Here is a 24,076-nt window from a genome sequence, read left to right as displayed (position 1 = left end):
TAATACAAAAGTCAGAAAAGCGTTTAAACAACATTAAAAAATAAACTTCTTATGTTAAAAAAATTCATAGATAGACCGGTACTTTCTACGGTTATCTCCATTATATTGTTGCTGTTGGGAGCGATGTCGGTTTTCAACCTTCCGATTACGCTGTTTCCCGATATTGCGCCACCAAGTGTGCAGGTGACGGCATTTTATCCGGGAGCGAATGCAGAAGTTGTCGCCCGTTCCGTTGCTGTTCCTATTGAAGAAGCGGTGAACGGTGTTGAGAACATGACGTACATGACGTCTAACTCAAGTAACGACGGATCGATGACCTTGAGTGTATTTTTCAAGCAAGGTTCAGATCCTGATAATGCAGCGGTAAATGTTCAAAACCGTGTTTCGAAAGCGATGAGCCAACTTCCGCAAGAGGTTGTTCAGGCGGGAATTTCGACTCAGAAAGTTCAAAACAGTATGATCATGTTTATGGGATTATCAAGTAACGACCCGAAACAATATGACGAACTTTTCTTACAGAATTATTTAAAAATCAACGTCATTCCACAGATACAGCGTATCCCGGGAGTTGCTCAAGCTCAGGTTTTCGGAACGAGAGATTATTCGATGAGACTTTGGTTGAAACCAGACCGTTTAGCTGCCAACAATCTTTCTCCACAGGAAGTTTTAGCAGCAGTAAAAGATCACAATCTTGAAGCAGCACCGGGACGTTTGGGACAGGGAAGCAAGGAAACTTACGAATATATTTTAAAATATAAAGGTAAATTAAACAAAAATGCAGACTACGAAAACATCGCCATTAAATCGAACAGTGACGGTTCTTTTTTAAGATTAAAAGATGTTGCAAGAGTAGAATTCGGCTCTTACACGTACACCGCAGCCAACAGAATGGACGGTAAACCTGTCGCAGGATTTGCAATTTTACAAACTGCAGGTTCTAATGCAAATGAAATTTTAACTGATATTGAAAAGCAGGTTGAGCAAATGAAAACTACTCTTCCAAAAGGAGTTGAGCCTATCATCATGTACAATTCCAAAGACTTTTTGGATGCTTCAATTCATCAGGTTGTGGAAACATTAGTGATTGCATTTATTTTGGTATTTATTGTAGTGTACATTTTCCTTCAGGATTTCAGATCTACATTAATTCCTGCGATTGCCGTTCCGGTAGCAATTATCGGTACATTCTTTTTCCTTCAGATGTTTGGTTTCAGTATCAATATGTTGACCTTGTTTGCATTGGTACTTGCGATTGGTATTGTGGTGGATGATGCGATTGTCGTCGTAGAAGCCGTCCATTCGAAAATGGAACAGACAGGAATGCCGGTCGAGCAGGCAACGACAAACTCGATGAGCGAAATTTCCGGAGCCATCATTTCCATTACATTGGTGATGTGTGCGGTGTTTATTCCGGTTGGTTTTATGGAGGGTCCTGCAGGAGTTTTCTACAGACAGTTTGCATTTACATTAGTCATTGCGATTTTGATTTCAGCGGTTAATGCTTTGACTTTAAGTCCTGCTTTATGTGCTTTGTTATTAAATGATCCTCAGGGAGAACATGGCGATCACGGTCAGAAAAAAGGTTTTGGAGCGAAGTTTTTCAATGCTTTCAACAAAAGCTTCAACAACATGACCAGAAAATACATCTACAGCCTTAAATTTTTAATTAAAAATAAATGGGTTGCGGTTACCGGTTTAGCGTTACTCACAGCGGCAAGTGTTTTCTTGATCAATAAAGCCCCGACAGGATTTATTCCTACAGAAGATCAGGGATTTGTTTTGTATGCAGTGAATACACCTCCGGGAAGTTCATTAGACAGAACGCACAGAGCCACTGAACAGATTGATAAAATCATCAACGGTGAAAAAGCCAAAAATCACCTTTGGGTAGCCGACGGAATGAACTTCATCAGTAATTCCAATGCTTCTCCTTATGCTGCAGGTTTTATTAAACTGAAAGATTTTGAAGATCGTGGCGAAGTGAAAGATCCCGATCAGATTGCTGCGGGCTTGACAGGAAAAGTAGCACAGGTAAAAGATGCCAGTGCATTCTTCTTCAACTTCCCTACCGTACAGGGTTTTGGTAACGTTTCAGGGTTTGAATTTATGTTGCAGGATAAAACCAACGGTTCTTTTGAGCAATTGGGAACAACGACTCAGGCATTTATCGGAGAATTGATGAAACGACCGGAAATTGCTTTTGCCTTTACAACGTACGCAGCAGGAAATCCTCAATATACAATTGATGTTGATACTGATAAAGCCAATCAACTCGGCGTTTCTATAACAGAATTGATGCAGACCATGCAGATTTATTACGGAAGTAGCTTCGTTTCAGATTTCAATAGATTCGGGAAATACTACAGAGTGATGGCACAGGCAGATATTCCTTACAGAACCGATGCGAATTCTATGGAAGGAATTTATGTTAAAAATAAAACCGGCGAAATGGTTCCTGTAAAGACTTTGGTAACATTAAAGAGAACTTTTGGACCTGAAACGGTTTCAAGAAACAACTTATTCAACGCCGTGACAATCAACGGAACTCCAAAACCTGGCTACAGTACCGGAGATGCTATTAAAGCCGTAGAAGAAGTTGCCCAAAAATCACTTCCTCGTGGATATGGTTATGAATGGACAGGAATTACCCGTGAAGAAATCAAAACCGGTGGACAGACTGCTTTTGTATTTTTGTTAAGTATCATATTTGTGTATTTCCTGTTAGCTGCACAATATGAAAGTTATATCCTTCCGTTTGCGGTTATTCTGACCATTCCCACAGGGGTTTTCGGAGTATTCGCCTTCACAGGATTGGCTGGAATTGATAACAATATTTATGTTCAGGTTGGATTAATCATGCTCGTCGGATTGTTAGCGAAAAATGCGATTCTGATTGTCGAATTTGCCGTTCAAAGAAGAAAAGCAGGAAAAACATTGATCGAATCTGCTCTTCAGGCTTCAAGATTACGTTTAAGACCTATCCTGATGACCTCATTTGCCTTCATCATCGGTATGTTACCGTTAGTTTGGACTCAAGGTGCCGCAGCAAAAGGAAATCACTCCATCGGAATCAGTACCGTTGGTGGAATGTTTACAGGAGTTGTCTTCGGGATTTTCATTATTCCGGTAATGTACGTGATCTTCCAGTATTTACATGAAAAAATGCCAAGCCGAAAAAACAAAAGGCTTCAAAAACAAAAATTGGAGGAAGAACTTTTGGCAACAGCACATTAATAAAAAATGATTAACAAAACTTTGAGATTTGAAATTCGTACAAAAATTTTTCTTCAAATTTAATTTTTAAGATTTTCTAAAACAAGTAAGGTATTATCTCCTACTAAAGACAACTTTGCTTACCACTCAAAGTTTTGTGATCAATTTAAATAAATAGACTTATGAAAAGAGTAAAAAACATAATCATCGCTTTTGGGATTGCATTAGGTGCAGTTTCTTGTGTACCGAAATTGGCATATCAGGAAACGAAACCAGAACTTCCCGAAACATTCAAATACACCGCGACCGCAGATACTGCAAGCGTTGCAAACCTGCAGTGGAAACAATTTTTCAATGATCCCATTTTACAGGATTTAATCGAAAAAGGAATTAAAAATAATTACGATTTACAGATTGCCTTAAAACAAGTCGCTTCTTCACAGGAAAAACTAAAGCAGGCAAAATATCTTCAATATCCAGATATTGGTTTCGGAGTTTCTGCGCAGATTTCAAAACCTTCAAAAAACAGTATGAACGGACAAAGCTTAAATTTATTTTTAGGTCAAAGTCACGTTGAAGATTATAATGCAGCATTTAATTTATCTTGGGAAGCAGACATTTGGGGGAAAATTAAAAATCAGCAGGAAGTTTCAAAAATGCAGTATCTGCAAACTTATGAAGCGACAAAAGCGATTCAGACACAGGTTGTTGCGGCAATTGCTCAAGGGTATTATAATTTATTGATGCTTGACAAACAATTACAAATTGCAAAATCAAATTTAGATTTAAGCACCAATACCCTTTCTCTCACAGAAAAATTGTGGCAAAGCGGCGATACAACTTCATTGGGAGTTCAACAGGCGACTGCTCAAAAGCAATCGACAGAACTTTTGATCACTCAACTGGAGCAAAATATTGCCATTCAGGAAAATGCTTTGAGTATTTTAGTTGGTGAAAATCCAAATAAAGTCAACAGAACTATTGAAATGTCTGACACTTCTTTGCCACAGGATATTTCTGCGGGACTTCCTGCAGCAATGGTAAGCCGTCGTCCTGATGTTCGTCAGCAGGAATTGGTTTTATTAGAATCAAATTCAATGGTGGGAATTGCTCAGGCAAATATGTATCCTTCGTTAAAAATTACCGCAACTGGTGGAGTTAATTCATTTAAAGTTGACAATTGGTTTTCAATTCCGGCTTCATTGTTCGGTTCTGTTTTAGGAGGATTGACTCAGCCTATTTTCCAGAAAAGACAATTGAAAACGGATCTAAATGTTGCTAAAATTCAGAGAGAGAAAAACGTTTTGGCGTTTCGTCAATCTGTTTTAAATGCAGTGGGCGAAGTTTCTGATGCATTGGTTTCCAATGAAAGTTTGAAAGTTCAGGAACAAAAAGCCAGTGAACAAGTAACAACATTGAAAAACGGAATTAAAAGTGCCGAAATGCTGTACAAAGGAGGCATGGCAAATTACTTAGAAGTGATTACCGCTCAGGGAAATTCTCTACAGGCTGAACTGAATCTTGCGTCCGTAAAAAGACAGAGATTAAGCAGTATTGTAGATTTGTACCGGGCTTTAGGTGGCGGATGGAAGTAGTAAATTAATTATATTGTTTGAAGTGCGGTCTTTCGGGATCGCACTTTTTTTTGTTTAATTAAATCGTTGAATTCCTTTCAAATTCATTTAAATAAGATAAAGATTCTTGTAAAGCATTTTCATAGTTGACCCAACGAATATTCTCTTCCTTTCTATACCAGGTCAATTGCCGTTTTGCAAACCTTCTAGAGTTTTTCTTAATCTCAGAAACTGCAAAATCAAGATCCCATTCTTCATCAAAATATTTGAAAAGTTCAGAATAACCAACCGTATTGAGAGACGCTAAATTTCTTCCTTCCTGAGATTTCCTTAATTCATCCAGATTTTTAGCCTCATCAAGCAAGCCGTTTTCCATCATTTTATCAACACGTAGATTGATTCTTTCGTAAATCGTTTCTCTTGGCGCCTCAATGCCGATTCTTATAGTCTTAAAATTTCTTGGATTTTTTGGATGAGCAATATTTTCAGAATATGTTTTTTCGGTTTGCCAAATCACATCAATAGCTCGCAACAACCTTCTTTGATTATGAATATCTACATTTTCATAATAGTCAGGATCTAAATCTTTCAACATTTCCTGAAGTTTTTCGATTCCCTCAGTTTGCCAGATGGCTTCCAGTTTTTTCTGATTTTCGTCATTAGCTTCAGGCAAATCATTCAAACCTTCGATCACAGCTTTCTCATACATCATGCTTCCACCAACCATAATCACGATGTCATATTTTTTGAAAAGTTGATCTAATAATTCCAAAGAATCATGCTCAAACTGACCGATAGAATAATAATCTCTTACCGAAAGCTGACCAATAAAATGATGCTTTGCCTGCGAAAGCTCGTCTTCCGAAGGTGCGGCCGTTCCGATTTTCATTTCACTAAAAAACTGTCGGGAATCACAGGAAATAATTTCTGTATTGAATTGGCGAGCTAAATCAATGGCGAGTTTCGTTTTTCCAATACCAGTAGTTCCTACTACAGAAATCAATGTTTTCATACGCTTACAATCATTTTAAAAAGTGAAAAAACATCTTAGTTACCTTGTCATAATTTCACTTCTATATCGCGGATATTTCCAGTTTGCTAAATTAAATGTTTATCTTTGTACGACAATAAAAAACTATGATTTTATCAATGACCGGCTTCGGTAGAGCCGAAGGTGTTTTTGAAGGAAAAAAAATTTCGATAGATATTAAATCACTGAACAGCAAGAGCTTTGATTTGAATATCAAGATTCCTTTACGATATAAAGAAAAAGAATTTGAAGTAAGAAAAATTCTAAACGATAGAATCATCCGCGGAAAGGTAGATTGCTATATCAATATTGAGAATCTTGAAGAAACAAACGATGTGAAAATCAACAGAAGTTTGATCGATTCTTACATGAATGAGCTTAAAAATATCGCTTCTGACGGACCGGATTTTGAATACCTGAAAATGGCGGTAAGACTTCCGGATGCGATCACTTCAAGACCGGACGAATTAACTGAAGGTGAGTGGGAATCTTTGGCGAAAATTGTAAATAACGCCGTTGATAAATTCCAGGAGTTCAGAAAAACTGAAGGGAAAATTCTTCATGAAGAATTAGAACGAAACATTAAAAATATCGATAAATCTTTGGCAGAGGTCGTTCCTTACGAGCAAGTGAGGATTGATGCGGTGAAAGAACGTTATATAAAAACTTTAAAAGAGTTTGAAAACGTTGACGAAACAAGATTCTATCAGGAAATGGCCTATTTTACTGAGAAATTAGATATTCAGGAAGAAAAAGTAAGACTTTCCCAGCACTTGAAATATTATTCTGAAGTGATGGAAAATGAAGATTTCAATGGAAAAAAATTAGGTTTTATTTCACAGGAAATCGGAAGAGAAATCAACACTTTAGGTTCAAAAGCCAATCACTCTGAAATTCAGAAATTAGTCGTGATGATGAAAGATGATTTGGAGAAAATAAAAGAACAGACGTTAAACGTTTTATAAGAGTGATAAATTATTAATGATGAGTTATAAATCGCTTTGCAGATTTCAAAACTCATAATTTAAAATTCATAACTAAAAAATGAATAAGGTTATCATATTTTCAGCGCCGTCGGGAAGTGGAAAAACGACATTGGTAAAACACTCTCTGGAAGCAATTCCTGAATTGGAATTTTCCATTTCATGTACAACGAGACAGCCGAGAGGAAGTGAAATTCATGCAATTGATTATCACTTTATTTCGCCTGACGAATTCAGACAGAAAATTGCTGAAGAGGCTTTTGTAGAATTTGAGGAAGTTTATACCGATAAATACTATGGAACTTTAAAATCTGAGGTAGAAAAGATCTGGAATCAGGGAAAAGTTGTTATTTTTGATGTAGACGTAAAAGGCGGAATTTCATTAAAAAAATATTTTGGTGAAAAAGCATTATCCATTTTCATAGAACCACCTTCGATTGCCGAATTGGAACGAAGATTGATCTCAAGAAACACCGATGATGCCGAAACCATAAAAACCCGCGTAGAAAAAGCTGAAGAAGAACTAACCTACGCCATAGAATTTGACGAAATCGTGATTAACAGCGATTTGGATCAAGCAAAAATAGAAATAGAAAGTTTAATAAAAAGTTTTATAGGAGAAACTAGAAGTTAGAGATTAGAAGTTAGTAAAAAACACCAGTAACTTGGGATTAATTGCTAACTTCTAATTTCTAAAATCTAACTTCTATAAAAAGAAAAACACAGGTCGACATGAGTACCGAAACATTAGAAAAAGCTAAATCTACACTTCCAGTAAAAGGATTTTTAGATTTGAAAGATATTGCGATTCCTCAAGGAGAAGACTTAGTAAAAGCCATTCTCCAACTGAAAGAAGAAAAAAACGCCGTTATTCTGGCGCATTATTATCAACCGGGAGAAATTCAGGATATTGCTGATTTTCTGGGAGATTCTCTTCAATTGGCAAGGCAGGCAAAAGATACAGAAGCCGATATGATTGTATTCTGCGGAGTGCACTTCATGGCTGAAGCTGCAAAAATTCTGAACCCAACGAAGAAAGTTGTTCTTCCTGATACAATGGCAGGATGCTCTTTGGCAGACGGCTGTTCAGGAGAAGGTTTGAGAAAAATGCGTGAGCAGCACCCAAACGCTTTGATTGCAACCTACATCAACTGTAATGCTGAAACAAAAGCAGAAAGTGACATTATTGTAACAAGCTCAAATGCTGAAACGGTGATTGAAGCTTTACCGAAAGACAGGCCTATTATTTTCGCTCCAGATAAAAATTTAGGAAGATATTTATCTAAAAAAACCGGACGTGATATGATTCTTTGGGACGGAAGCTGCATCGTACACGAAGCTTTCTCAATGGAAAGAATCGCGCAACAGTTGGCAGATAATCCAGATGCAAAAATGATTGCACACCCAGAAAGTGAAGAAGCAGTTTTAAAACTAGCTCATTTCATCGGTTCGACTTCTGCACTTTTAAATTTTGTTGAAAAAGACGACTGTCAGAAATTCATAATCGCAACTGAGGAAGGAATTCTTCATGAAATGAGAAAACGTGCACCACATAAAGAATTGATTCCTGCTTTAGTTTTTGACGAAAGTTGTAACTGCTCAGAATGTTTTTACATGAAAAGAAATACAATGGAAAAATTGTACCTGTGTATGAAATATGAACTTCCGGAGATTATCATTGAAGAAGAGCTTCGACTGAGAGCATTGAAACCTATTGAGGCAATGCTTGATCTTTCGAAAAGTATTAAATAAAAAATAGCTGTCTCAAAATTGAGACAGCTATTTTTTTTCACTGAAGAAAAATATTTACAGTTATGAAACTCCTCCATTTACGCAATCCATATGTACTAAAACTTTAGATTGGCAACATTTTGGCAAAGCATTGTATGCTTCACATGAACTTGGAAAATCAGGACCTGGGCCGTAAGGTCCGGGAGGACAATTTGCATTACAAACTGCACCACCATTAATTGATTTTAAATTTTCTCTGTTTAATTTTTTTAGATTTTTCATATTTATTTGATTTGTTTAGTTATTAAATATAATATTTTTGCCTATATAAAAAAAATCATGAGCAAAATATTTTTGGAAGACGTGAAAATCTACGCCTATCACGGCGTTCTTCCGGAAGAAAACATTGTCGGGACATACTATATTTTAAATGCAGAAATTCATACAGATTTGTGGGATGCTGCAGCTTCCGATGATTTGAATGACACAATAAGCTATGCAGATATTAATGATATCATTCATGACGAGATGAAGATCAAATCTAAATTGCTTGAGCACGTTGCTGGGAGAATCATTACTAAAATCAACGAAAAATTCAATCAGATTTCTTACATCAAATTAAGAATCACCAAAACCAGTCCGCCCATGAAAGGGGAAATGAAAGGGGCAAGTATTGAACTTGAAAAAAGTTTTTTATTAGGCGGAATTACAGAAAATGAGTAATTTTCAGTTTTAAAAAAGAGAAACACGGTGAAGATATTCAACATATTATTTCTATTGCTGTCCATTGGTATTTTTGGACAGAGCAATACGTCCGGCGATGCCATTTATAATTTTCCGAAAATAAAATCGAGCATTACGATGCCGGTCACTCTTCCACTGTCGGAAATCAGCAATATGATCAATGCCTCGGTAAAAGATCTGATTTTTCAGGATGATTCTTACACAGACAATGATAATGACCAATTTAAAGTAAAAGTCTGGAAAACCCGGCCAATACGCTTGGTTGGAAGTACAAATCAAAGCATTTTGATTGAAGTTCCGTTAAAAATTTGGGCAAAAAAAGGTATCGGAACATTGGGAGTCTACACGTATCAGGAGACAACTTTTGAAACGGTAATGTATTTTAAAACTACATTAGATTTCAAAAACAACTGGTCTATCACCACTTTTACTCAGCCAACAGGCTTTAAATGGGTGAAAAAACCTGTTTTGGATTTCGGAAAAGTTGAAATTCCTATCACCTCTCTTGTTGAGAAAAGCCTGAAAGAGCAACAATACAATTTCTGCAAAACTATTGATCAGCAAATGGCTTCGCAACTGAATTTCCAACAGTATGCGGTTTTAGCTTGGAATGCTTTTTCTCAACCTTTTAATATTTCTGAAGAATATAATACCTGGTTAAAAATCACTCCAATAAACGTCAATATCACTCCTTTAAAATTCTATGGAAATCAAATTGACACCAATATCGGTATCGATATTTTCTCCGAGACTTATACAGGAACAAAACCTGAAGCTTCGCAACCCGCAAAAGCAATGATGAATTTTAATTTCATTCCGTTACTAGCAGACCAGTTTGTGTTGCAGACCACTGCGAATATTCCGTTTTCTGAAGCTACAAATATCGCCAAAAAAACTTTTCTAAATAAAGAATTTGACATCAGAGATTCTAAGGTGAAAATTTCGGATATCAAAGTATACGGCGAAGCAAACCGAATTATGATAGAAGCCGATACGGAAGGTTATGTGAAAGGAACAGCTTTTATTTCGGGTATTCCTGTTTATGACGAAACTAAAAGAAAAATAGTACTTTCGGACACAAAATTTAAGCTTAAAACATCCAACATCCTTCAGAAATTAGCCACTTCTCTTTTCAAAGGAAAAATTGTAAAAATGATTGAAGACGAATACGGAATTCCTACCGCTGAATTGGAAACTACATCAAAAAAAAGCATCGAAGAAGCTTTTAACAAAGAATACTACAAAGGTCTGAAAATGACAGGAAAAGTATCCAATCTAAAACCACATCAGATTCTCTTAAACGATTCCGGAATTACTGCTGTGATTGATACCAATGCGAATTTAAGATTTATCTTAAAAGGATTTTAAAATCTATTATAAAACTAAAAACCAAAATAAAACTATGAGAAAATATTTACAAATAATCGACAGACATAGAGCTACAAAATGGGCAAGACTTGGAAGCATTGTGATTGATAGAATCGTTTTTAATATGTTCTTTTTTGCTTTTGCTATCATTGGAGGTCTTATCGACGGGATTCTGGGGATTTATTATTTTACAAAATTATTTGACCAACTCGAAGGAATAGGTAGGCTTGCAGATATTGTTATGACAAATATTATCTTTTTCATTTATATTTTCTTGTTGGAATATTTTACGAAAGGAAGAAGTATAGGAAAGTTTGTAATAGGAACTAAAGTAATCATGACAGACGGAACAGAACCAACGGTGCGAGATTATTTGATAAGAAACATTTGCAGACTTGTACCATTTGATGGGCTTTCTTTTTTAGGTGAGAATGGATGGCACGACAGCTGGAGTGATACAAGAGTGATCAGCATCAAAAATTATGAGGCTGAAAAACAGACTAAAAGCGATATTGAAGATCTTGGAAAGAAAGAAATAGCGTGAAAACTTTGTTTGAATAAGAAAAAATTCTATATTTGCACCACCTAAAAATGGTGCTTTGGCCGAGCGGCTAGGCAGTGGTCTGCAACACCATCTACAGCGGTTCGAATCCGCTAGGCACCTCGTAAAAAACTCCGATCTTTCGATTGGAGTTTTTTTATTTTCAATTATACCTTAGCTAAGTCTCTAGAACAAAGAATTTTAAAACTTTAACATTTACTTAACTAAAACTTGGCTTCATAATTGAACATACCACATTAGAAAACTGTAAAGTTTAATCAATTTTTAAAATTTGAGTTATGAAAAATATATTGTTAGCAGGACTTGTGTCGGTAATTACACTCACAGCCTGTAAAAAAGACGATCAAGTTGCAGAAAAGACGCTCGAACAACAAAAAATAGAATTTCAGGCAAGACAACTTGAAATAGAAAAGCAAAAATTAGCAATTGAGAAAGAGAGATTCGCATATGAAACTCAAAAAAGAACAGATAGTATTGCAGAGGTTCAGAAAGAAAAAGCAGCTGTAGCAGCTGCAAAACCACAGGTAATAAGAGAAACAAGAACGGTGTACAGAGACACTCCTTCTTCTAATAATAGTGTTACAAGCAACGGAGGCGGTTCTTCACAAGGAACTACTGCTAAGAAAAAAGGAATCAGTGAAGCTGCAAAAGGTACAGCAATTGGCGTAGTCAGTGGAGCTGCACTAGGAGCCATTGTTAATAAGAAAAACCGTGGTGGTGGTGCCGTAGTTGGTGGTATCATTGGTGGTGCAACAGGATATACTTTGGGTAGATCACAGGATAGAAAAAGTGGGCGAGTACAGCCAAAATAGATAAATCATTTCAAAAACTTTAAAAAGATTGCTTATTTTTAGGCAATCTTTTTTATGCTTTTCATCTTACTCACTTCAATTATCATTATTCCCACTCTTTTAGGTTGGGGGAAATTTCTTGAAATCATTTTCAACAAACAGCTTTTTGAAGGAATTTCAGGAAAATTGATATTTGGAATTCTCGGAATCAGCATGATTTGGACGGTCCTTTCTTTCTTTATTCCATTAAATATATTTATTGAAATTCCAACAATCTTAATTGGATTGTTTTACTTTTTTAAAGAGAAACTATTCCTGAAATTTCATAAATTCTCAAAGAAAGATATTTTTCTATTTACTGTAAATTTATTCATCATTTTGTTCTGTAGCTCGTTTTATCCTTATATCTTAGACCATTTTGGATATTACTTACCAAGCATACAATGGCTGCGGGAATATGGTTTGGTAAAAGGCATTTCAAACCTTGATCTTGTGCTTGGGCAGATGTCTATCTGGCATATTTTTCAGGCTGGATTTTCCAATTTTACTGATCCTTTTTTAAGAATAAATGCCGTTTTACTAATCATGTATTTAATATACATTATTGAAAAGAAAAGCTGGATTCAATTATGTTTTCTTCCAATATTGTTCTTGTTTTCCCAATCTCCAAGTCCTGATTTGCCGGTGATTGTATTTTCTTTAATTTTAGTAAATGAGATTTTAGTAAATAATAAAAATACTTCTCTGCTATTTGCATTTTCGGTTTTTGTTTTTGCGATAAAGCCAACAATGATTTGGTTGCCGATTTTGACATTCCTCTACTCTATTTTTATTCTTAAATCTCATTTTAAAACCTTCCTTTCAGGAATTTTAATTCTTTTTTTATTTTGTTTTAAAAATATCTGGACATTCGGCTATCCTGTTTTCCCGGTCTCAATGATTGATTTTGGATTCAGTTGGAAACCCAATGTAGAATTGTTAAATTCTTCATCTCAATACGCCATCCAAAAAACTTTTGACAACCAATATTCTTACGAAGAAATTCAGAAATTCTCAACATTCGATTATGTAAAAAACTGGCTGTTTTTAGATGGAATAAAATCAGTGATCAACATTTTATTTGTTCTAAGTTTAATTGTTTTTACCATTTTCACTTTCATTAAAAAAAATAAGATCATCACTTTTATCTGCATTTCATTGATTATAAAAAGTGTTTTAGTTTTATTATTCTCAGCACAATATAGATTTTTTATAGATATATTTTTTGTGATTATTTTCGTAATATTTTTAGATTTTTTCACAAAAAGAAAATCGATGATTGCCTACTCTCTTTTAAGCTTAATTTTCATCAGCTTTCTAACTTTTCCAATCGTACTTACGCAGTTGATTCCCAGCTTCAGAATGTCATCATTTATGGGGAAATTTGAATGGAAGCAATTATACAAACCTTCAACCTACGAAAACAAAAAGTATCATTCTTTTGAAGCAGGAAATTTAAAATTTAATGTTTCAAAAAAATATCCCTTCAACTTCGACACTCCTATTCCGGCGATTTCTGAAAGTTATGTTTTCGACTATCAGAAAGCAGGAGTTTTCCCACAACTTATTGATAAAAATAACATCCAAAAAGGCTTCATTTCAAAAAAAATGAATCATGAAGAAGAAAAACAAGTCAAAAAACTCACAGAAAAAATCAAAAACTCCTATAAATAGTAACCATTCAAAGACTTTATTATCTGAATAAAAATCGGTAATTTTGTACTATGTTCAATACTTTAGGGAATCTGCTCAGCCTGACGACTTTCGGCGAAAGTCACGGTTTGGCGTATGGCGGAATCATCAATAATTTTCCGGCAGGGCTGGAAGTCGATTTAGACAAAATTCAATACGAGCTTGACCGCAGAAAACCCGGTCAGTCAGCAATCGTTACGCAAAGAAAAGAGAGTGATACAGTAAAGTTTCTTTCAGGAATTTTTGAAGGAAAAACTACGGGAACTCCAATTGGTTTTATGATTGAAAATGAAAATCAGAAGTCAAAAGATTATGATCACATCGCCCAATCATATCGCCCGAGTCATGCTGATTTTACGTATGATCAAAAATTCGGAATCCGTGATTATCGTGGTGGCGGAAAATCTTCTGCACGCGAAACCATCAATTGGGTCGTTGCGGGAGCTTTGGCAAAACAACTTTTATCAGACATCGAAATCAATGCTTACGTTTCTTCTGTAGGTGAAATTTTCTGCGAGAAACCTTATCAGGCTTTAGATTTTTCTAAGACTGAAAGCAACGAAGTTCGTTGTCCGGATGCAGAAACTGCCGAAAAAATGATTTCAAAAATCAAAGAAATTAAAAAAGAAGGCAACACGATTGGCGGAACAATTACTTGTGTCATCAAAAATGTTCCGGTTGGAATCGGCGAACCTGTTTTTTCTAAATTACAGGCAGAATTGGCAAAAGCAATGCTGAATATCAATGCCTGCAAAGGCTTTGAATATGGAAGCGGTTTTTGCGGCGCAAAGATGACCGGAAGCGAACACAACGATGAATTCAACACAGATTTTACCACAAAATCAAATCTTTCAGGTGGAATTCAGGGTGGAATTTCAAATGGGATGGATATTTATTTCAGAGTAGCTTTCAAACCTGTTGCGACCATTTTAAGACCTCAAAACAGTGTTGACAAAGACGGAAATGCCGTTACTGTAGAAGGAAAAGGCAGACACGATCCTTGTGTTGTTCCAAGAGCAGTACCTGTGGTTGAAAGTCTGGCGGCTTTTGTTTTGGCCGATTTGTTTTTGATTAACAAAACGAGAAATTTAAATCAATTTTAAACTTAAATATTTTAAGTAATGCAAAATTACTGGGACAAAGCGATAACCTTCGACGAATATCTTCAAATTGCCAATCAGAGATTGAATAATCCTGACAACGCAAAAGACATTGAATATAAACCTTATTACGAGCTTGGAATTCAAAGAATGGACAGAACGTTGAAGAAGTTTGTCATCGACGAAGAACAATTGAATGAATTAAAATCAAAAAACTTCGACGGAAAAATTTTAATTATCTCTGAAGCCTGGTGTGGTGATGCCAGTGCAACTGTTCCGGCTTTGGTGAAGTTTTTTGAAGGTCAAAATGAAGTAAAAATTTTCCTTAGAGACAACGACAGCAGCCTGATTGATCAATTTTTGACCAATGGCACACAATCTATCCCAAAAGTTATTATATTGGACAAAGATTTTAATGTAAAAAATTCTTGGGGACCGAGACCAAAATTTGGACATGATTTATTATTAAAATTCAAAGCAAATCCTGAAGAATACCCGAAAGAATTATTTTATAATGACCTGCAGGTTTATTATTCAAGAAACAGAGGGAAAGATTCGATTCAGGAAATTTTAGAGTTATTATGAAATCGCAGCGATTTGTCATGTCATACAGGTCATTATGAAGTAGCGATTACATATAACCTTTAAAAACAATAGAATATTATATGAAAAAATTAATTATATATGTCGTTGTACTTGCGGTTTTTGGAACTGTATTTTTAGTTCCCGGAATCAGAAATTCTCTGAAAGATCTGTTTTTCCCGATTGCAACGGTAGAAAACGCTGTACATATTGAAGCTGATGACTATGACATCGATCTTCAGGGAATCAATGTTCCGAGTACCAATATGAAGAACTTCAGAAACAAACCTGTTTTTTTGAATTTTTGGGGAACTTGGTGTCCGCCATGCAGAAAGGAATGGCCTTCAATCCAAAGATTATATGACAGAAGAAAAGATCATCTAGATTTCGTTTTGATTGCAATGAAAGATGAAGAGGCGGCTGTAAGAAAATTTTTAAAAGAAAATAATTATACAGTTCCTGTATACATTGCCCAAAGCCCAATCTCAGAAAAGATCCTCCCGAAAGCGTTCCCCACGACTTTTTTACTTGATGAAAACGGAAGAATTCTTATTAAAGAAGATGCAGCAACTGACTGGGACGCAGAATCTATCCATCAATTTATTGACAATATCATTAAATAACTTTAACTTAATATTATAATTACTTGGTACAGAATTTGAGAAATTTATAGAGTTGAAATTATTTTTTAAATAAACACAAAATGAAATATTCAAAACTCAATTTAGCTAAAGAAGCTATCAGCCACAAAGGCTTCGTGAAAAAAATTCCTGACATTTTCAGAATGGTGAAAATGTGGAGAAAAGGAGAATATCCTGTAAAATCGATAGATCTTATCCTACCGTTACTTGGTCTCCTCTATGTAATCTCTCCTATTGATATCATCCCGGATTTCGTTATCGTTGCGGGAGTTTTAGATGATTTAGCGGTATTATCTTTAGCAATTCCGAAACTGATCAGAGAAGTAGACAAGTTTTTACTTTGGGAAGCTGAGAGAAAATATGGCACCGAGGGCTCAAAAATAATTGACGCCGAAATTGTAAATTAAAATTCAAAACCATTCTTATCGGGATGGTTTTTTTATGAACTTTAAAGTAAATATTGAAGCAACTTCTTTGCTAGTTTTAAAAATATTGACGGAAAATTTTAAATTTAAATTCACTATTTACCCATGAAGCAAAATTCACAATTGACTTTTAACATCATTTCCTTAAATTTGCAACATCTAATAAAAAATAATGGAAAGTAAAAAAGAATTCTTTTTAGAGTGCTACAAGCTTGGCATCATCAAATTCGGAAGATTTACCTTAAAAAGCGGAATTGAAAGTCCGTTTTATGTAGATTTAAGACCTTTGGCTTCAGATCCTAAAATTTTAAAAAATTTGGCTAATTATTTATTGGAAATGCTTCCTTTGGATAATTTTGATTTGATTTGCGGAGTTCCTTACGCTGCACTTCCGATGGCTACAGCGATGTCTCTTGAAAGCTATATTCCATTAATTATTAAAAGAAAAGAGGCTAAAAACTACGGTACCAAAAAATTAATTGAAGGAATTTACCAAAAAGGACAAAACTGCCTTTTGGTAGAAGATGTAATTACTTCCGGAAAATCTTTGATAGAAACCATTTCTGAAGTTGAACAGGAAGACCTTAAAGTTGCCGATATCGTAGTTGTTCTAGACAGAGAGCAAGGCGGAAAACAACTTTTAGAAAGCAAAGGCTATAGAGTTCATACCCTTTTCAACATTTCAGAAGTTTGCACTATTCTTCAGGAAGAAGGGGAACTTTCTGATGAGGAAGTGAAAAGAATTCAGGATTTTCTTGCCGGAAACCACATTCAGTTTGAAGAAAAAACAAGACTTTCATATCAGGAAAAGTATGAAAATGCACAACATTCGGTTTCAAAAAAATTATTAGAAACTGCTTTAGCAAAACAATCCAACCTTATTGCTTCTGCAGATGTGACTACTACACAAGAGTTGCTTGAATTGGCAGATAAAGTTGGCCCACACATCATTGCTTTAAAAACACACATCGATATTATTTCTGATTTTGATTATCAAAATACAATTGTTCCTTTGAAAGAACTGGCTGCAAAACATCAGTTTTTATTAATGGAAGACAGAAAATTTGCTGACATCGGAAACACTCAGGAACTTCAGTTTACAAGCGGAGTTTTCAAAATTACAGATTGGGCAGACTTCGTAACTTCTCAGGTAATTGGTGGTTTTGAATCTTTAGACTGTTTCAAAAATGTAGGCGTTGTTGCGATTATCGGAATGTCTTCTAAAGGAACTTTAACCACAAACAGCTACAGAGAAGAAGCTTTAAAAGTTGCTCTTTCGCATCCAAACGTGATTGGTGGTGTTTCTCAAAATGCAATTCCTGAAGAAATTTTATTGTTTACTCCAGGTGTGAACCTTGCAGATTCGGGAGATGGAAAAGGTCAGCAATACAACACTCCGGATCATGTTTTCAAAACGCTTCATACCGATTTCATTATCGTAGGAAGAGGAATTTACAAATCTGAAAATCCGGGAGAAGCCGCTGTAACTTACAAAAATGAAGGTTGGAAAGCCTATATTAATTCTTTAGAAAAAAAAGCAATTCAGCAGTAAAATCATCTTTATTGTATTTTAAATAAGTTATATTTGGTGCTTTATCATCAATTTGAAAAAGTTTAGTATTTGTTTTATTTTGTTTTGGGGAGTTGTACAGGTTTCTGCACAAAAAGACAGCATTTATATTGCTGCAAAATTATCTCAGAACAAAAAAATTCTGGAAGTTAATCAGGAAATTATTTATCATAATCACTCTGAAAAACCCTTAGACAGCATTAAACTTCTCAATTGGGTGGCCGCTTACAACAAAAGAGGAACATCTTTAGTCTACCGAAAACTCGAAGACCGAAATAACAGTCTCCATTTTGCAAAGCCGGAAGCATTAGGTAAAATTTTAGACTTTAAAATTAATAGCGAAAAGAATCTGCCCGTTTCCGTCAGCAACGTATCTGAAGAAAATTTATTTTTTATTCTCAATCAACCTTTGCAAGTTGGCGAAAGCATTACATTACAATTACAGTATCAGATTCAACTTCCTGATAAAAATTTTACAGGATACGGAACTTCTGAAAACAACATCGCTTTAAAATATTTCTTTATTGTTCCGGATCATTTTGATCCGGACAATATTTCTAAAAGAAATTACCACGACATTGAAGAATCGGTAAACTTCAATACGCATTGGACTGTTAATTTCGATTTGCCAATTAATTATTTTGTAGAAGGAAATCTTCAACAGAACAATATTAATTCTTTCAACGGATATTTAGATTCTGATCCCGAATTTATCATTTCTCAAAATCAATTCCCTACGATTAATGTGAATACGGAAGATATTCGTACTGAAATAAAATTTGGTTACAATATCAGTCCGCAAGAGATTCAGAATTTGGAATTTTATCTTCCTCTGCATTTAAAATTTATCAAAGAGAAAATAGGTTTTGTCCCTGAGAGACTTTTCATTTCAGATAAATTCAGAACTAAGGAAGATTTTTTCGGAAATAACGACATCAGTTTTTGGAAATATCGTTTTAAACTTTTCACAGATGCTGAAAAGGTTGACCTCGACTATTTTGGGATTATCGCCAAGAAAATTTTAGACGAAAGCCTTATCACCGATAAAGAAGATCACCATTGGTTCAAAAACGGACTGAAATCTTATCTTGAAACTCAATATTTAAAAAAATTCTACGGAGAAACCAAACTTCTGGGCAATCTTCCCGAAACCAATATTTTAGGAATCAAACCTTTAAAATGGTTTCACGCATCCGACGTAAAGTTACTCGACCGTTATGGCTTGGCATATCAATACATTATGTCTCAGAATTTGGATCAAAAAATTGACGAACCATTTTCTGCTTTGAGTAATTTCAACGATATGGCCATCAGCAGTTTTGAGACGGGAAGTCTTTTCAGTTTTTCTGCGAATAAAATGGGTGAAGGAAACTTCAATGATTTAGTTAAAAAATATATCGCAGAAAACAGAGACAAACCAATCAATCCTGAAGCATTTTTGAAAGAACTCTCTCAAAAAGAACCCTCAACAGATTATTTAACAGAGTTTTTAAAACAGAAAAACCGAGTTAATTTTAAACTTAAAAAATTTAAGACGAAAGAAGATTCTCTGGAAATCAGAATTGCTAAAAATACAGATGATGCAATTCCCGTAAAACTGGAAACCCAAACCAGAAGCGGTGAGAAAAAATCGTACTGGATAGAAACCGAGAAAAACGAAAGACAGAAAACCGTTAATCTTCCGTCAGAAAACATTTATAAGATAACTTTAAATGACGATTACATTTTCCCGGAAGCCAATTACCGAGATAACTTACTGTATACAAAAGGATTATTTTCAAATTCAAAAAAAATTAAATTTAAACTGATCAAAGATATTCCCAATCCGGAATTCAATGAAATTTACCTGAACCCGAGAATTCGTTTTACCAACACGTATGACAAATTTTTGATTGGGATAAATTTTAAAAACCAGTCACTTTTTGATCAGAAGTTTTTGTATTCTATTACTCCGTCTTTCAGTACAGGAACCGGAAAACTTACAGGATCGGGTGCAGTAGCCTACTCTTTTCTGCCTGCAGAAAGCGTCATTCGAAGTTTAACTTTCGGAGTTTCCGGATCGTATTTTCATTATGATTATGATTTGGCATATCGCAAAGGCTCTCTGTACTCCAACATCAATTTCAGAAAAGATCCGCGAAGCACTGTCAGTCAGGGTGTGAGTTTTTCATACAATTATTTTCAGCGAGATCTGAATGCAAAAATGGTTGCAAACCGTGATTATGACAAATATAATCTTTGGGCTTTAGGATACGGATATGCCGATAATCAGATGATCCATGAGAAAAGTTTCAGCATCAGCACTCAGGCGATGAAAGATTTCAATAAAATCACTGGGGAAGCTTTTTACAGATGGGAATTTGCACCAAGACAGAAATTAAGTTTAAGATTATTTGCCGGATATTTTGCCAGAAACGAAACCCGAAACAACACGTTCGATTTTGGAATTGCAAGAGTTTCTGACTATTCTTTTTCTTACAACCTCTTGGGACAGAGTGCAACCGGAGGAATTCTCTCGCAACAATTTATTTTGGCTGATGGCGGTTTTAAATCTTTTATTCCGGGAACGGTTAACCAATTTATCACATCATTAAATGTTGACACCAGCGTTTGGAAAATTTTCCACATTTACGCCGATGCGGGAGTTTACAAAAATAAAAACAATCCTACACAGTTTATTTGGGACAGCGGTGTAAAAGTAAGACTAATTCCTGATTTTCTTGAAATTTACTTTCCGGTACAATCTACTTTAGGTTTTGAGCCTGGGTTTAAAGATTACGGAAAACGAATCAGATATACTTTGATTTTAAATTTAAGCACCATTATTAATGCTGCGAGAAGAGGTTGGTACTAATATTAAAAAACAGCTGCGATTATCATCATGCAGCTGTTTCATTTAATCAAAACTAACATTAAATTAATCTTTTAAAATTTTCTGAGAAATCGGTTGATTATTCACCGTTCCGGTCACAATGTAATTTCCCTTTTGCAATTCTGCTACATTCAAAACAGCCCCTTCTTTTACGGAAGCAGTTTTCACTAGTTGTCCTGTAGAGTTATAGACTTTTATATCTTTCACATCAGCACCAAAGGTGATTTCATTATTTTTCACGAATGTATTTTTAATAAAATATGATTGTTTATCCGTATTGTTAAAATCATTTACAGCCAAAACACTTGATGACGGGCTTGGAAGCGTTACAGTAAAATCAGCCGCATTATTATTGGTATCACCTGAAGTTCTTGTAATTGAATTTAAAATTGTAGGTGATGGCGCAGCCCCGGAACCTTCATATTGATTTACCAATCCGTAACCTACAAAGTCAATCACATTCGATGCAGTTGGCCCAGTAACCTGAGTAGCATTACTTGCCAAAGCGACTTTACCAGAGGTTAGTCCGATCCCTAATCCTATACCCACAGCCGGCGATCCATCAAAATTCACAACAACACCAACTACAAGATTTGGATTAATAAGATTGATCACTCCTCCTCCTTTAGTACCTTCCTGAATTAAGTAAGTCTGTCCCGGACTCAAAGTAATGGAAGGAAGCGTATGGTATTGAGTAAATCCGCCAGTTGCGGGACCATACTGAATGGTTGCTCCATTTAATGTAGTTGTAGAAGAGCCAATATTCTTAAGTTCTATGAAATCATGGGTGAGAACTGCAATTCCGAGCACCCCCCCTCCAGTATAGACTTCATTAATTACAATCTGAGCATTAAAAAATGCAGCTATCGAAACTAGTCCGATAAAAGTAAATACTTTTTTCATGGTGATAATATTTATTGATTTTACAATAAATTATGCAAATTTAATACCAAATAAATAATCAAATACCACATATTTTAAAAAATTCAAAAAAAAACTTTCACCAAACAACGTAAAAAAACCGCTTATCGAAGCGGTTTTTTTGATTTAAATATTTTAAAATATTTAGTCTTTCAAAATTTTCTGAGAAACCGATTGATTGTTTACAGTTCCTGTTACAATATAGTTTCCTTTTTGTAATTCAGCAACATTAAGAGTAGCTCCGTTTTTCACAGAACCTGTTTTTACAACCTGGCCTGTAAGTGTGTAAACTTTCACATCTTTCACATCAGCTCCGAAAGTAATTTCTTCGTTTTTAACGAATGTATTCTTGATGAAACTTGATTTTGTTTTGTTTAAATCTGAAACTGCTAATGAACCAGAAGTGGAATTTTCAGGAGTCGGTGTACCAACTGTAAAATCAGTATTATTATTATTGGTATCAATACCATTAGTTCTTGATATAGATGTTGCATTTGCTGTTCCAGGTGCATAACTAGTGCCTTCAAATAAACTAGCTCCGCTACTCCAGCCTACAAAATCTAAAACATTTGAACTATTTGCAGCTGTAGGGTTTGTACTATTAGAAGTTAACGCAATTTTCCCTCCTGTACCAGAAAGAGCTAGAGGTTGATTTGGATAGGCCGTTCCGCTAGGTGTAAAATCAGGTGCAGGTAAATCAACAGTACCTCCAGTTCCTGTCGCTAATTTAATCAAATATTTTTGTCCAGGATTTAAAGTTATTGAAGGCAAAGCCAGTTTATTGTTTAAAGGATCAGTACTAGTTCCAGCAGGTCCAAAGTTACCTCCTGCAGAAGCATACTGTAAATAGGCACCATTCAAAACAACTGAACTACTTCCATTATTAATTAGCTCAACAAAATCACTTTTAAAGGTAGCTCCAGAATTACCACCACCACCATACACTTCATTAATAACAATCTGTGCGTTCATGAACGCCGCTGTTGATATTAGACCTAAAATTGTAAAGATTTTTTTCATAATTTAAATATTTTATTTTTGTAAAAATAATAAAAAACCATGACTTACAAAAAGTCACGGTTTATAATTAACAATTAGTTAAAATTAGTTTTTAATAATTTTCTGAGAAACGTTTTTACCTTCCACTAATCCTGTAACAATGTAGATACCATTTTGTAAATCAGCAACATTCAAAGATTTATTTTCAGTAACATCTGCAGTTTTTACAAGCTGCCCATTTACAGAATAAATTTTCACTTGTGCCTTTGTCCCGAATGTAATCTCATTTTTCACTACCGTATTTTTCACAAATAAATTCTTAGAATTTTTAACATCAGCAGTAGATAGACTTCCAGAGTTTTGAGGAGTTAAAGAAAAGTCATCAATTGCTAAACCATCATCATTTCCTGTAATATTTTCGTCAACAAATCTAATCCAAAAAGTAGATCCAGCAGAAATATTTAATCCGGTAACTGTACCATTAACAGCTGTTTTATAAGTAGAGTTATTACCATCTCTTGATCCTGCATTACCAGCAATATTTGAAGAGAGATAATCAAGAGCAGTCACAGCCGTCCAAGTTCCATTATTTAAAGATGTCGCATTTGTGCTTATTTCAAAAATAATATGATCTTGAGTAGATCTGCCACCACCGAATCTCCACTGCTCTCCTACATAAGAAATCAACAGTTGATTAATAACTAAGCCCGTATTGTTTTCAAACTGAGCTCCCCATCTTGACTCTAAACTTCCACTTGCAAGTGCTCCTAAAGCTCTATCTGTAGAACCTATTGTTCCATAACTATAAGTATTACCTGCATTTGCGTTTCCATTATCAGCAACGTAAGATGTATTAGCATTACTTCCTGATTCAGAAATAGCCCAACCCGCTAATGAACCAGTTAATACTGTAGAAGTACCACTTGCTAAACCATCAAAATTCTGAGTATATGCAGTACCGATATTCGTAAGACTTATTTGTCCGAATACCAAACTTGCCAACCCAATCATTGCTAAAGAATAAATCTTTTTCATAACTTAAAATTTTATTATTAATAATTTATACCGCAAAATTAGGGGTCTTTTTGCTTTTAAGTCAAAAATAAGATTAATTTTTTGTTAATAATATTAAAACTAAAACTGTTCATATTTTTTAGTTATTTTTACAAATTATTTTCGAAAACTTGCGGAATTCTCTACTGATATTCTTCGTTTTTCTCTTGGGCTTATCACTGAATA

21 protein-coding genes and 1 tRNA gene are annotated in these 24,076 nt (G+C 34.9%); 17 read left to right on the top strand and 5 right to left on the bottom strand.

Annotation, left to right across the window (positions count from 1 at the left end; genetic code table 11):
* Nucleotides 1–51: 51 nt before the first annotated feature.
* On the top strand, nt 52–3,234 hold the full coding sequence (locus MQX03_RS11410) for an efflux RND transporter permease subunit (protein WP_242803285.1): 3,183 nt from the start codon (nt 52–54) through the stop codon (nt 3,232–3,234).
* A 161-nt stretch (nt 3,235–3,395) separates the two neighbouring features.
* Entirely contained in the window at nt 3,396–4,808 is a 1,413-nt protein-coding gene (locus tag MQX03_RS11405) for an efflux transporter outer membrane subunit (protein WP_242803283.1), read from the top strand.
* A 58-nt stretch (nt 4,809–4,866) separates the two neighbouring features.
* Here MQX03_RS11405 and miaA read toward each other — a convergent pair whose 3' ends face one another.
* Entirely contained in the window at nt 4,867–5,799 is a 933-nt protein-coding gene (gene miaA / locus MQX03_RS11400; RefSeq protein ID WP_242803282.1) for a tRNA (adenosine(37)-N6)-dimethylallyltransferase MiaA, read from the bottom strand.
* A 125-nt stretch (nt 5,800–5,924) separates the two neighbouring features.
* Between miaA and MQX03_RS11395 the strand changes: the two genes are divergently transcribed.
* The 3 genes from MQX03_RS11395 (at nt 5,925) to nadA (ending at nt 8,552) form a co-directional block, all read left to right on the top strand.
* Nucleotides 5,925–6,782, top strand: coding sequence for a YicC family protein (locus tag MQX03_RS11395; RefSeq protein WP_242803281.1), 858 nt, complete (start codon nt 5,925–5,927; stop codon nt 6,780–6,782).
* A 79-nt stretch (nt 6,783–6,861) separates the two neighbouring features.
* Nucleotides 6,862–7,434 (top strand): guanylate kinase, encoded by a 573-nt coding sequence (gene gmk / locus MQX03_RS11390; protein WP_242803280.1) that lies wholly within the window; start codon nt 6,862–6,864, stop codon nt 7,432–7,434.
* 98 nt (nt 7,435–7,532) lie between these two features.
* Complete coding sequence (gene nadA, locus MQX03_RS11385; RefSeq protein WP_242803279.1) at nt 7,533–8,552, top strand: quinolinate synthase NadA; 1,020 nt, start codon at nt 7,533–7,535, stop codon at nt 8,550–8,552.
* Nucleotides 8,553–8,612: 60 nt separating this feature from the next.
* On the opposite strand, the gene MQX03_RS11380 is transcribed toward nadA, so the two are convergent.
* Complete coding sequence (locus tag MQX03_RS11380) at nt 8,613–8,813, bottom strand: bacteriocin-like protein (protein ID WP_242803278.1); 201 nt, start codon at nt 8,811–8,813, stop codon at nt 8,613–8,615.
* Nucleotides 8,814–8,867: 54 nt separating this feature from the next.
* Here MQX03_RS11380 and folB point away from each other — a divergent pair, with 54 nt between their 5' ends.
* The 12 genes from folB to MQX03_RS11320 all read left to right on the top strand — a co-directional run bounded on the left by folB (nt 8,868) and on the right by MQX03_RS11320 (nt 20,899).
* Entirely contained in the window at nt 8,868–9,254 is a 387-nt protein-coding gene (folB, locus tag MQX03_RS11375) for a dihydroneopterin aldolase (RefSeq protein WP_242803329.1), read from the top strand.
* A gap of 27 nt (nt 9,255–9,281) precedes the next feature.
* Complete coding sequence (locus MQX03_RS11370) at nt 9,282–10,643, top strand: DUF4403 family protein (protein ID WP_242803277.1); 1,362 nt, start codon at nt 9,282–9,284, stop codon at nt 10,641–10,643.
* Nucleotides 10,644–10,677: 34 nt separating this feature from the next.
* Complete coding sequence (locus tag MQX03_RS11365) at nt 10,678–11,187, top strand: RDD family protein (protein ID WP_242803276.1); 510 nt, start codon at nt 10,678–10,680, stop codon at nt 11,185–11,187.
* 49 nt (nt 11,188–11,236) lie between these two features.
* Nucleotides 11,237–11,307: transfer RNA gene (locus MQX03_RS11360), tRNA-Cys, on the top strand.
* 176 nt (nt 11,308–11,483) lie between these two features.
* Nucleotides 11,484–12,017 (top strand): glycine zipper domain-containing protein, encoded by a 534-nt coding sequence (locus MQX03_RS11355; RefSeq protein WP_242803274.1) that lies wholly within the window; start codon nt 11,484–11,486, stop codon nt 12,015–12,017.
* Between the two features lie 54 nt (nt 12,018–12,071).
* Nucleotides 12,072–13,709: an LIC_10190 family membrane protein gene (locus MQX03_RS11350; protein WP_242803272.1), complete on the top strand. Its 1,638-nt coding sequence runs from the start codon at nt 12,072–12,074 to the stop codon at nt 13,707–13,709.
* Between the two features lie 50 nt (nt 13,710–13,759).
* Nucleotides 13,760–14,830, top strand: coding sequence for a chorismate synthase (gene aroC, locus MQX03_RS11345; RefSeq protein WP_129534886.1), 1,071 nt, complete (start codon nt 13,760–13,762; stop codon nt 14,828–14,830).
* 18 nt (nt 14,831–14,848) lie between these two features.
* Nucleotides 14,849–15,412 (top strand): thioredoxin family protein, encoded by a 564-nt coding sequence (locus tag MQX03_RS11340; RefSeq protein ID WP_242803271.1) that lies wholly within the window; start codon nt 14,849–14,851, stop codon nt 15,410–15,412.
* Between the two features lie 80 nt (nt 15,413–15,492).
* A complete protein-coding gene (locus tag MQX03_RS11335) occupies nt 15,493–16,032 on the top strand; it encodes a TlpA family protein disulfide reductase (protein WP_242803270.1) in 540 nt (179 codons plus the stop codon).
* A gap of 80 nt (nt 16,033–16,112) precedes the next feature.
* Nucleotides 16,113–16,457, top strand: a complete 345-nt coding sequence (locus MQX03_RS11330; protein WP_242803269.1) for a YkvA family protein — start codon at nt 16,113–16,115, stop codon at nt 16,455–16,457.
* Nucleotides 16,458–16,647: 190 nt separating this feature from the next.
* Entirely contained in the window at nt 16,648–18,027 is a 1,380-nt protein-coding gene (pyrF, locus tag MQX03_RS11325; protein ID WP_129534890.1) for an orotidine-5'-phosphate decarboxylase, read from the top strand.
* A 52-nt stretch (nt 18,028–18,079) separates the two neighbouring features.
* Nucleotides 18,080–20,899, top strand: a complete 2,820-nt coding sequence (locus MQX03_RS11320) for an aminopeptidase (RefSeq protein ID WP_242803268.1) — start codon at nt 18,080–18,082, stop codon at nt 20,897–20,899.
* A 63-nt stretch (nt 20,900–20,962) separates the two neighbouring features.
* Here the strand turns inward: MQX03_RS11320 and MQX03_RS11315 are convergent, their stop codons facing one another.
* From MQX03_RS11315 to MQX03_RS11305, 3 genes are all read right to left on the bottom strand, one after another.
* Nucleotides 20,963–21,820 carry a lamin tail domain-containing protein gene (locus MQX03_RS11315; protein ID WP_242803267.1) on the bottom strand — a complete coding sequence of 286 codons (858 nt, stop codon included), beginning with the start codon at nt 21,818–21,820 and terminating at the stop codon, nt 20,963–20,965.
* Between the two features lie 162 nt (nt 21,821–21,982).
* Nucleotides 21,983–22,858: a lamin tail domain-containing protein gene (locus MQX03_RS11310; RefSeq protein ID WP_242803266.1), complete on the bottom strand. Its 876-nt coding sequence runs from the start codon at nt 22,856–22,858 to the stop codon at nt 21,983–21,985.
* An 84-nt stretch (nt 22,859–22,942) separates the two neighbouring features.
* Nucleotides 22,943–23,872: a T9SS type A sorting domain-containing protein gene (locus MQX03_RS11305; RefSeq protein WP_242803264.1), complete on the bottom strand. Its 930-nt coding sequence runs from the start codon at nt 23,870–23,872 to the stop codon at nt 22,943–22,945.
* Nucleotides 23,873–24,076: the final 204 nt, after the last annotated feature.

This window comes from Chryseobacterium aahli (genome assembly GCF_022699665.1).
GTDB lineage: Bacteria > Bacteroidota > Bacteroidia > Flavobacteriales > Weeksellaceae > Chryseobacterium > Chryseobacterium aahli.
The sequence above is the reverse complement of the archived record's forward strand: the minus strand, read 5'-3'. Positions and strand labels throughout refer to the sequence as shown.

Excerpts from the sequence above, each read along its gene's own strand:
- MQX03_RS11410 (WP_242803285.1), top strand. The coding sequence starts at position 52 with ATGTTAAAAAAATTCATAGATAGACCGGTACTTTCTACGGTTATCTCC.
- MQX03_RS11405 (WP_242803283.1), top strand. The coding sequence starts at position 3,396 with ATGAAAAGAGTAAAAAACATAATCATCGCTTTTGGGATTGCATTAGGT.
- miaA (WP_242803282.1), bottom strand. The coding sequence starts at position 5,799 with ATGAAAACATTGATTTCTGTAGTAGGAACTACTGGTATTGGAAAAACG.
- MQX03_RS11395 (WP_242803281.1), top strand. The coding sequence starts at position 5,925 with ATGATTTTATCAATGACCGGCTTCGGTAGAGCCGAAGGTGTTTTTGAA.
- gmk (WP_242803280.1), top strand. The coding sequence starts at position 6,862 with ATGAATAAGGTTATCATATTTTCAGCGCCGTCGGGAAGTGGAAAAACG.
- nadA (WP_242803279.1), top strand. The coding sequence starts at position 7,533 with ATGAGTACCGAAACATTAGAAAAAGCTAAATCTACACTTCCAGTAAAA.
- MQX03_RS11380 (WP_242803278.1), bottom strand. The coding sequence starts at position 8,813 with ATGAAAAATCTAAAAAAATTAAACAGAGAAAATTTAAAATCAATTAAT.
- MQX03_RS11365 (WP_242803276.1), top strand. The coding sequence starts at position 10,678 with ATGAGAAAATATTTACAAATAATCGACAGACATAGAGCTACAAAATGG.
- MQX03_RS11355 (WP_242803274.1), top strand. The coding sequence starts at position 11,484 with ATGAAAAATATATTGTTAGCAGGACTTGTGTCGGTAATTACACTCACA.
- MQX03_RS11350 (WP_242803272.1), top strand. The coding sequence starts at position 12,072 with ATGCTTTTCATCTTACTCACTTCAATTATCATTATTCCCACTCTTTTA.
- aroC (WP_129534886.1), top strand. The coding sequence starts at position 13,760 with ATGTTCAATACTTTAGGGAATCTGCTCAGCCTGACGACTTTCGGCGAA.
- MQX03_RS11340 (WP_242803271.1), top strand. The coding sequence starts at position 14,849 with ATGCAAAATTACTGGGACAAAGCGATAACCTTCGACGAATATCTTCAA.
- MQX03_RS11335 (WP_242803270.1), top strand. The coding sequence starts at position 15,493 with ATGAAAAAATTAATTATATATGTCGTTGTACTTGCGGTTTTTGGAACT.
- MQX03_RS11330 (WP_242803269.1), top strand. The coding sequence starts at position 16,113 with ATGAAATATTCAAAACTCAATTTAGCTAAAGAAGCTATCAGCCACAAA.
- pyrF (WP_129534890.1), top strand. The coding sequence starts at position 16,648 with ATGGAAAGTAAAAAAGAATTCTTTTTAGAGTGCTACAAGCTTGGCATC.
- MQX03_RS11315 (WP_242803267.1), bottom strand. The coding sequence starts at position 21,820 with ATGAAAAAAGTATTTACTTTTATCGGACTAGTTTCGATAGCTGCATTT.
- MQX03_RS11310 (WP_242803266.1), bottom strand. The coding sequence starts at position 22,858 with ATGAAAAAAATCTTTACAATTTTAGGTCTAATATCAACAGCGGCGTTC.
- MQX03_RS11305 (WP_242803264.1), bottom strand. The coding sequence starts at position 23,872 with ATGAAAAAGATTTATTCTTTAGCAATGATTGGGTTGGCAAGTTTGGTA.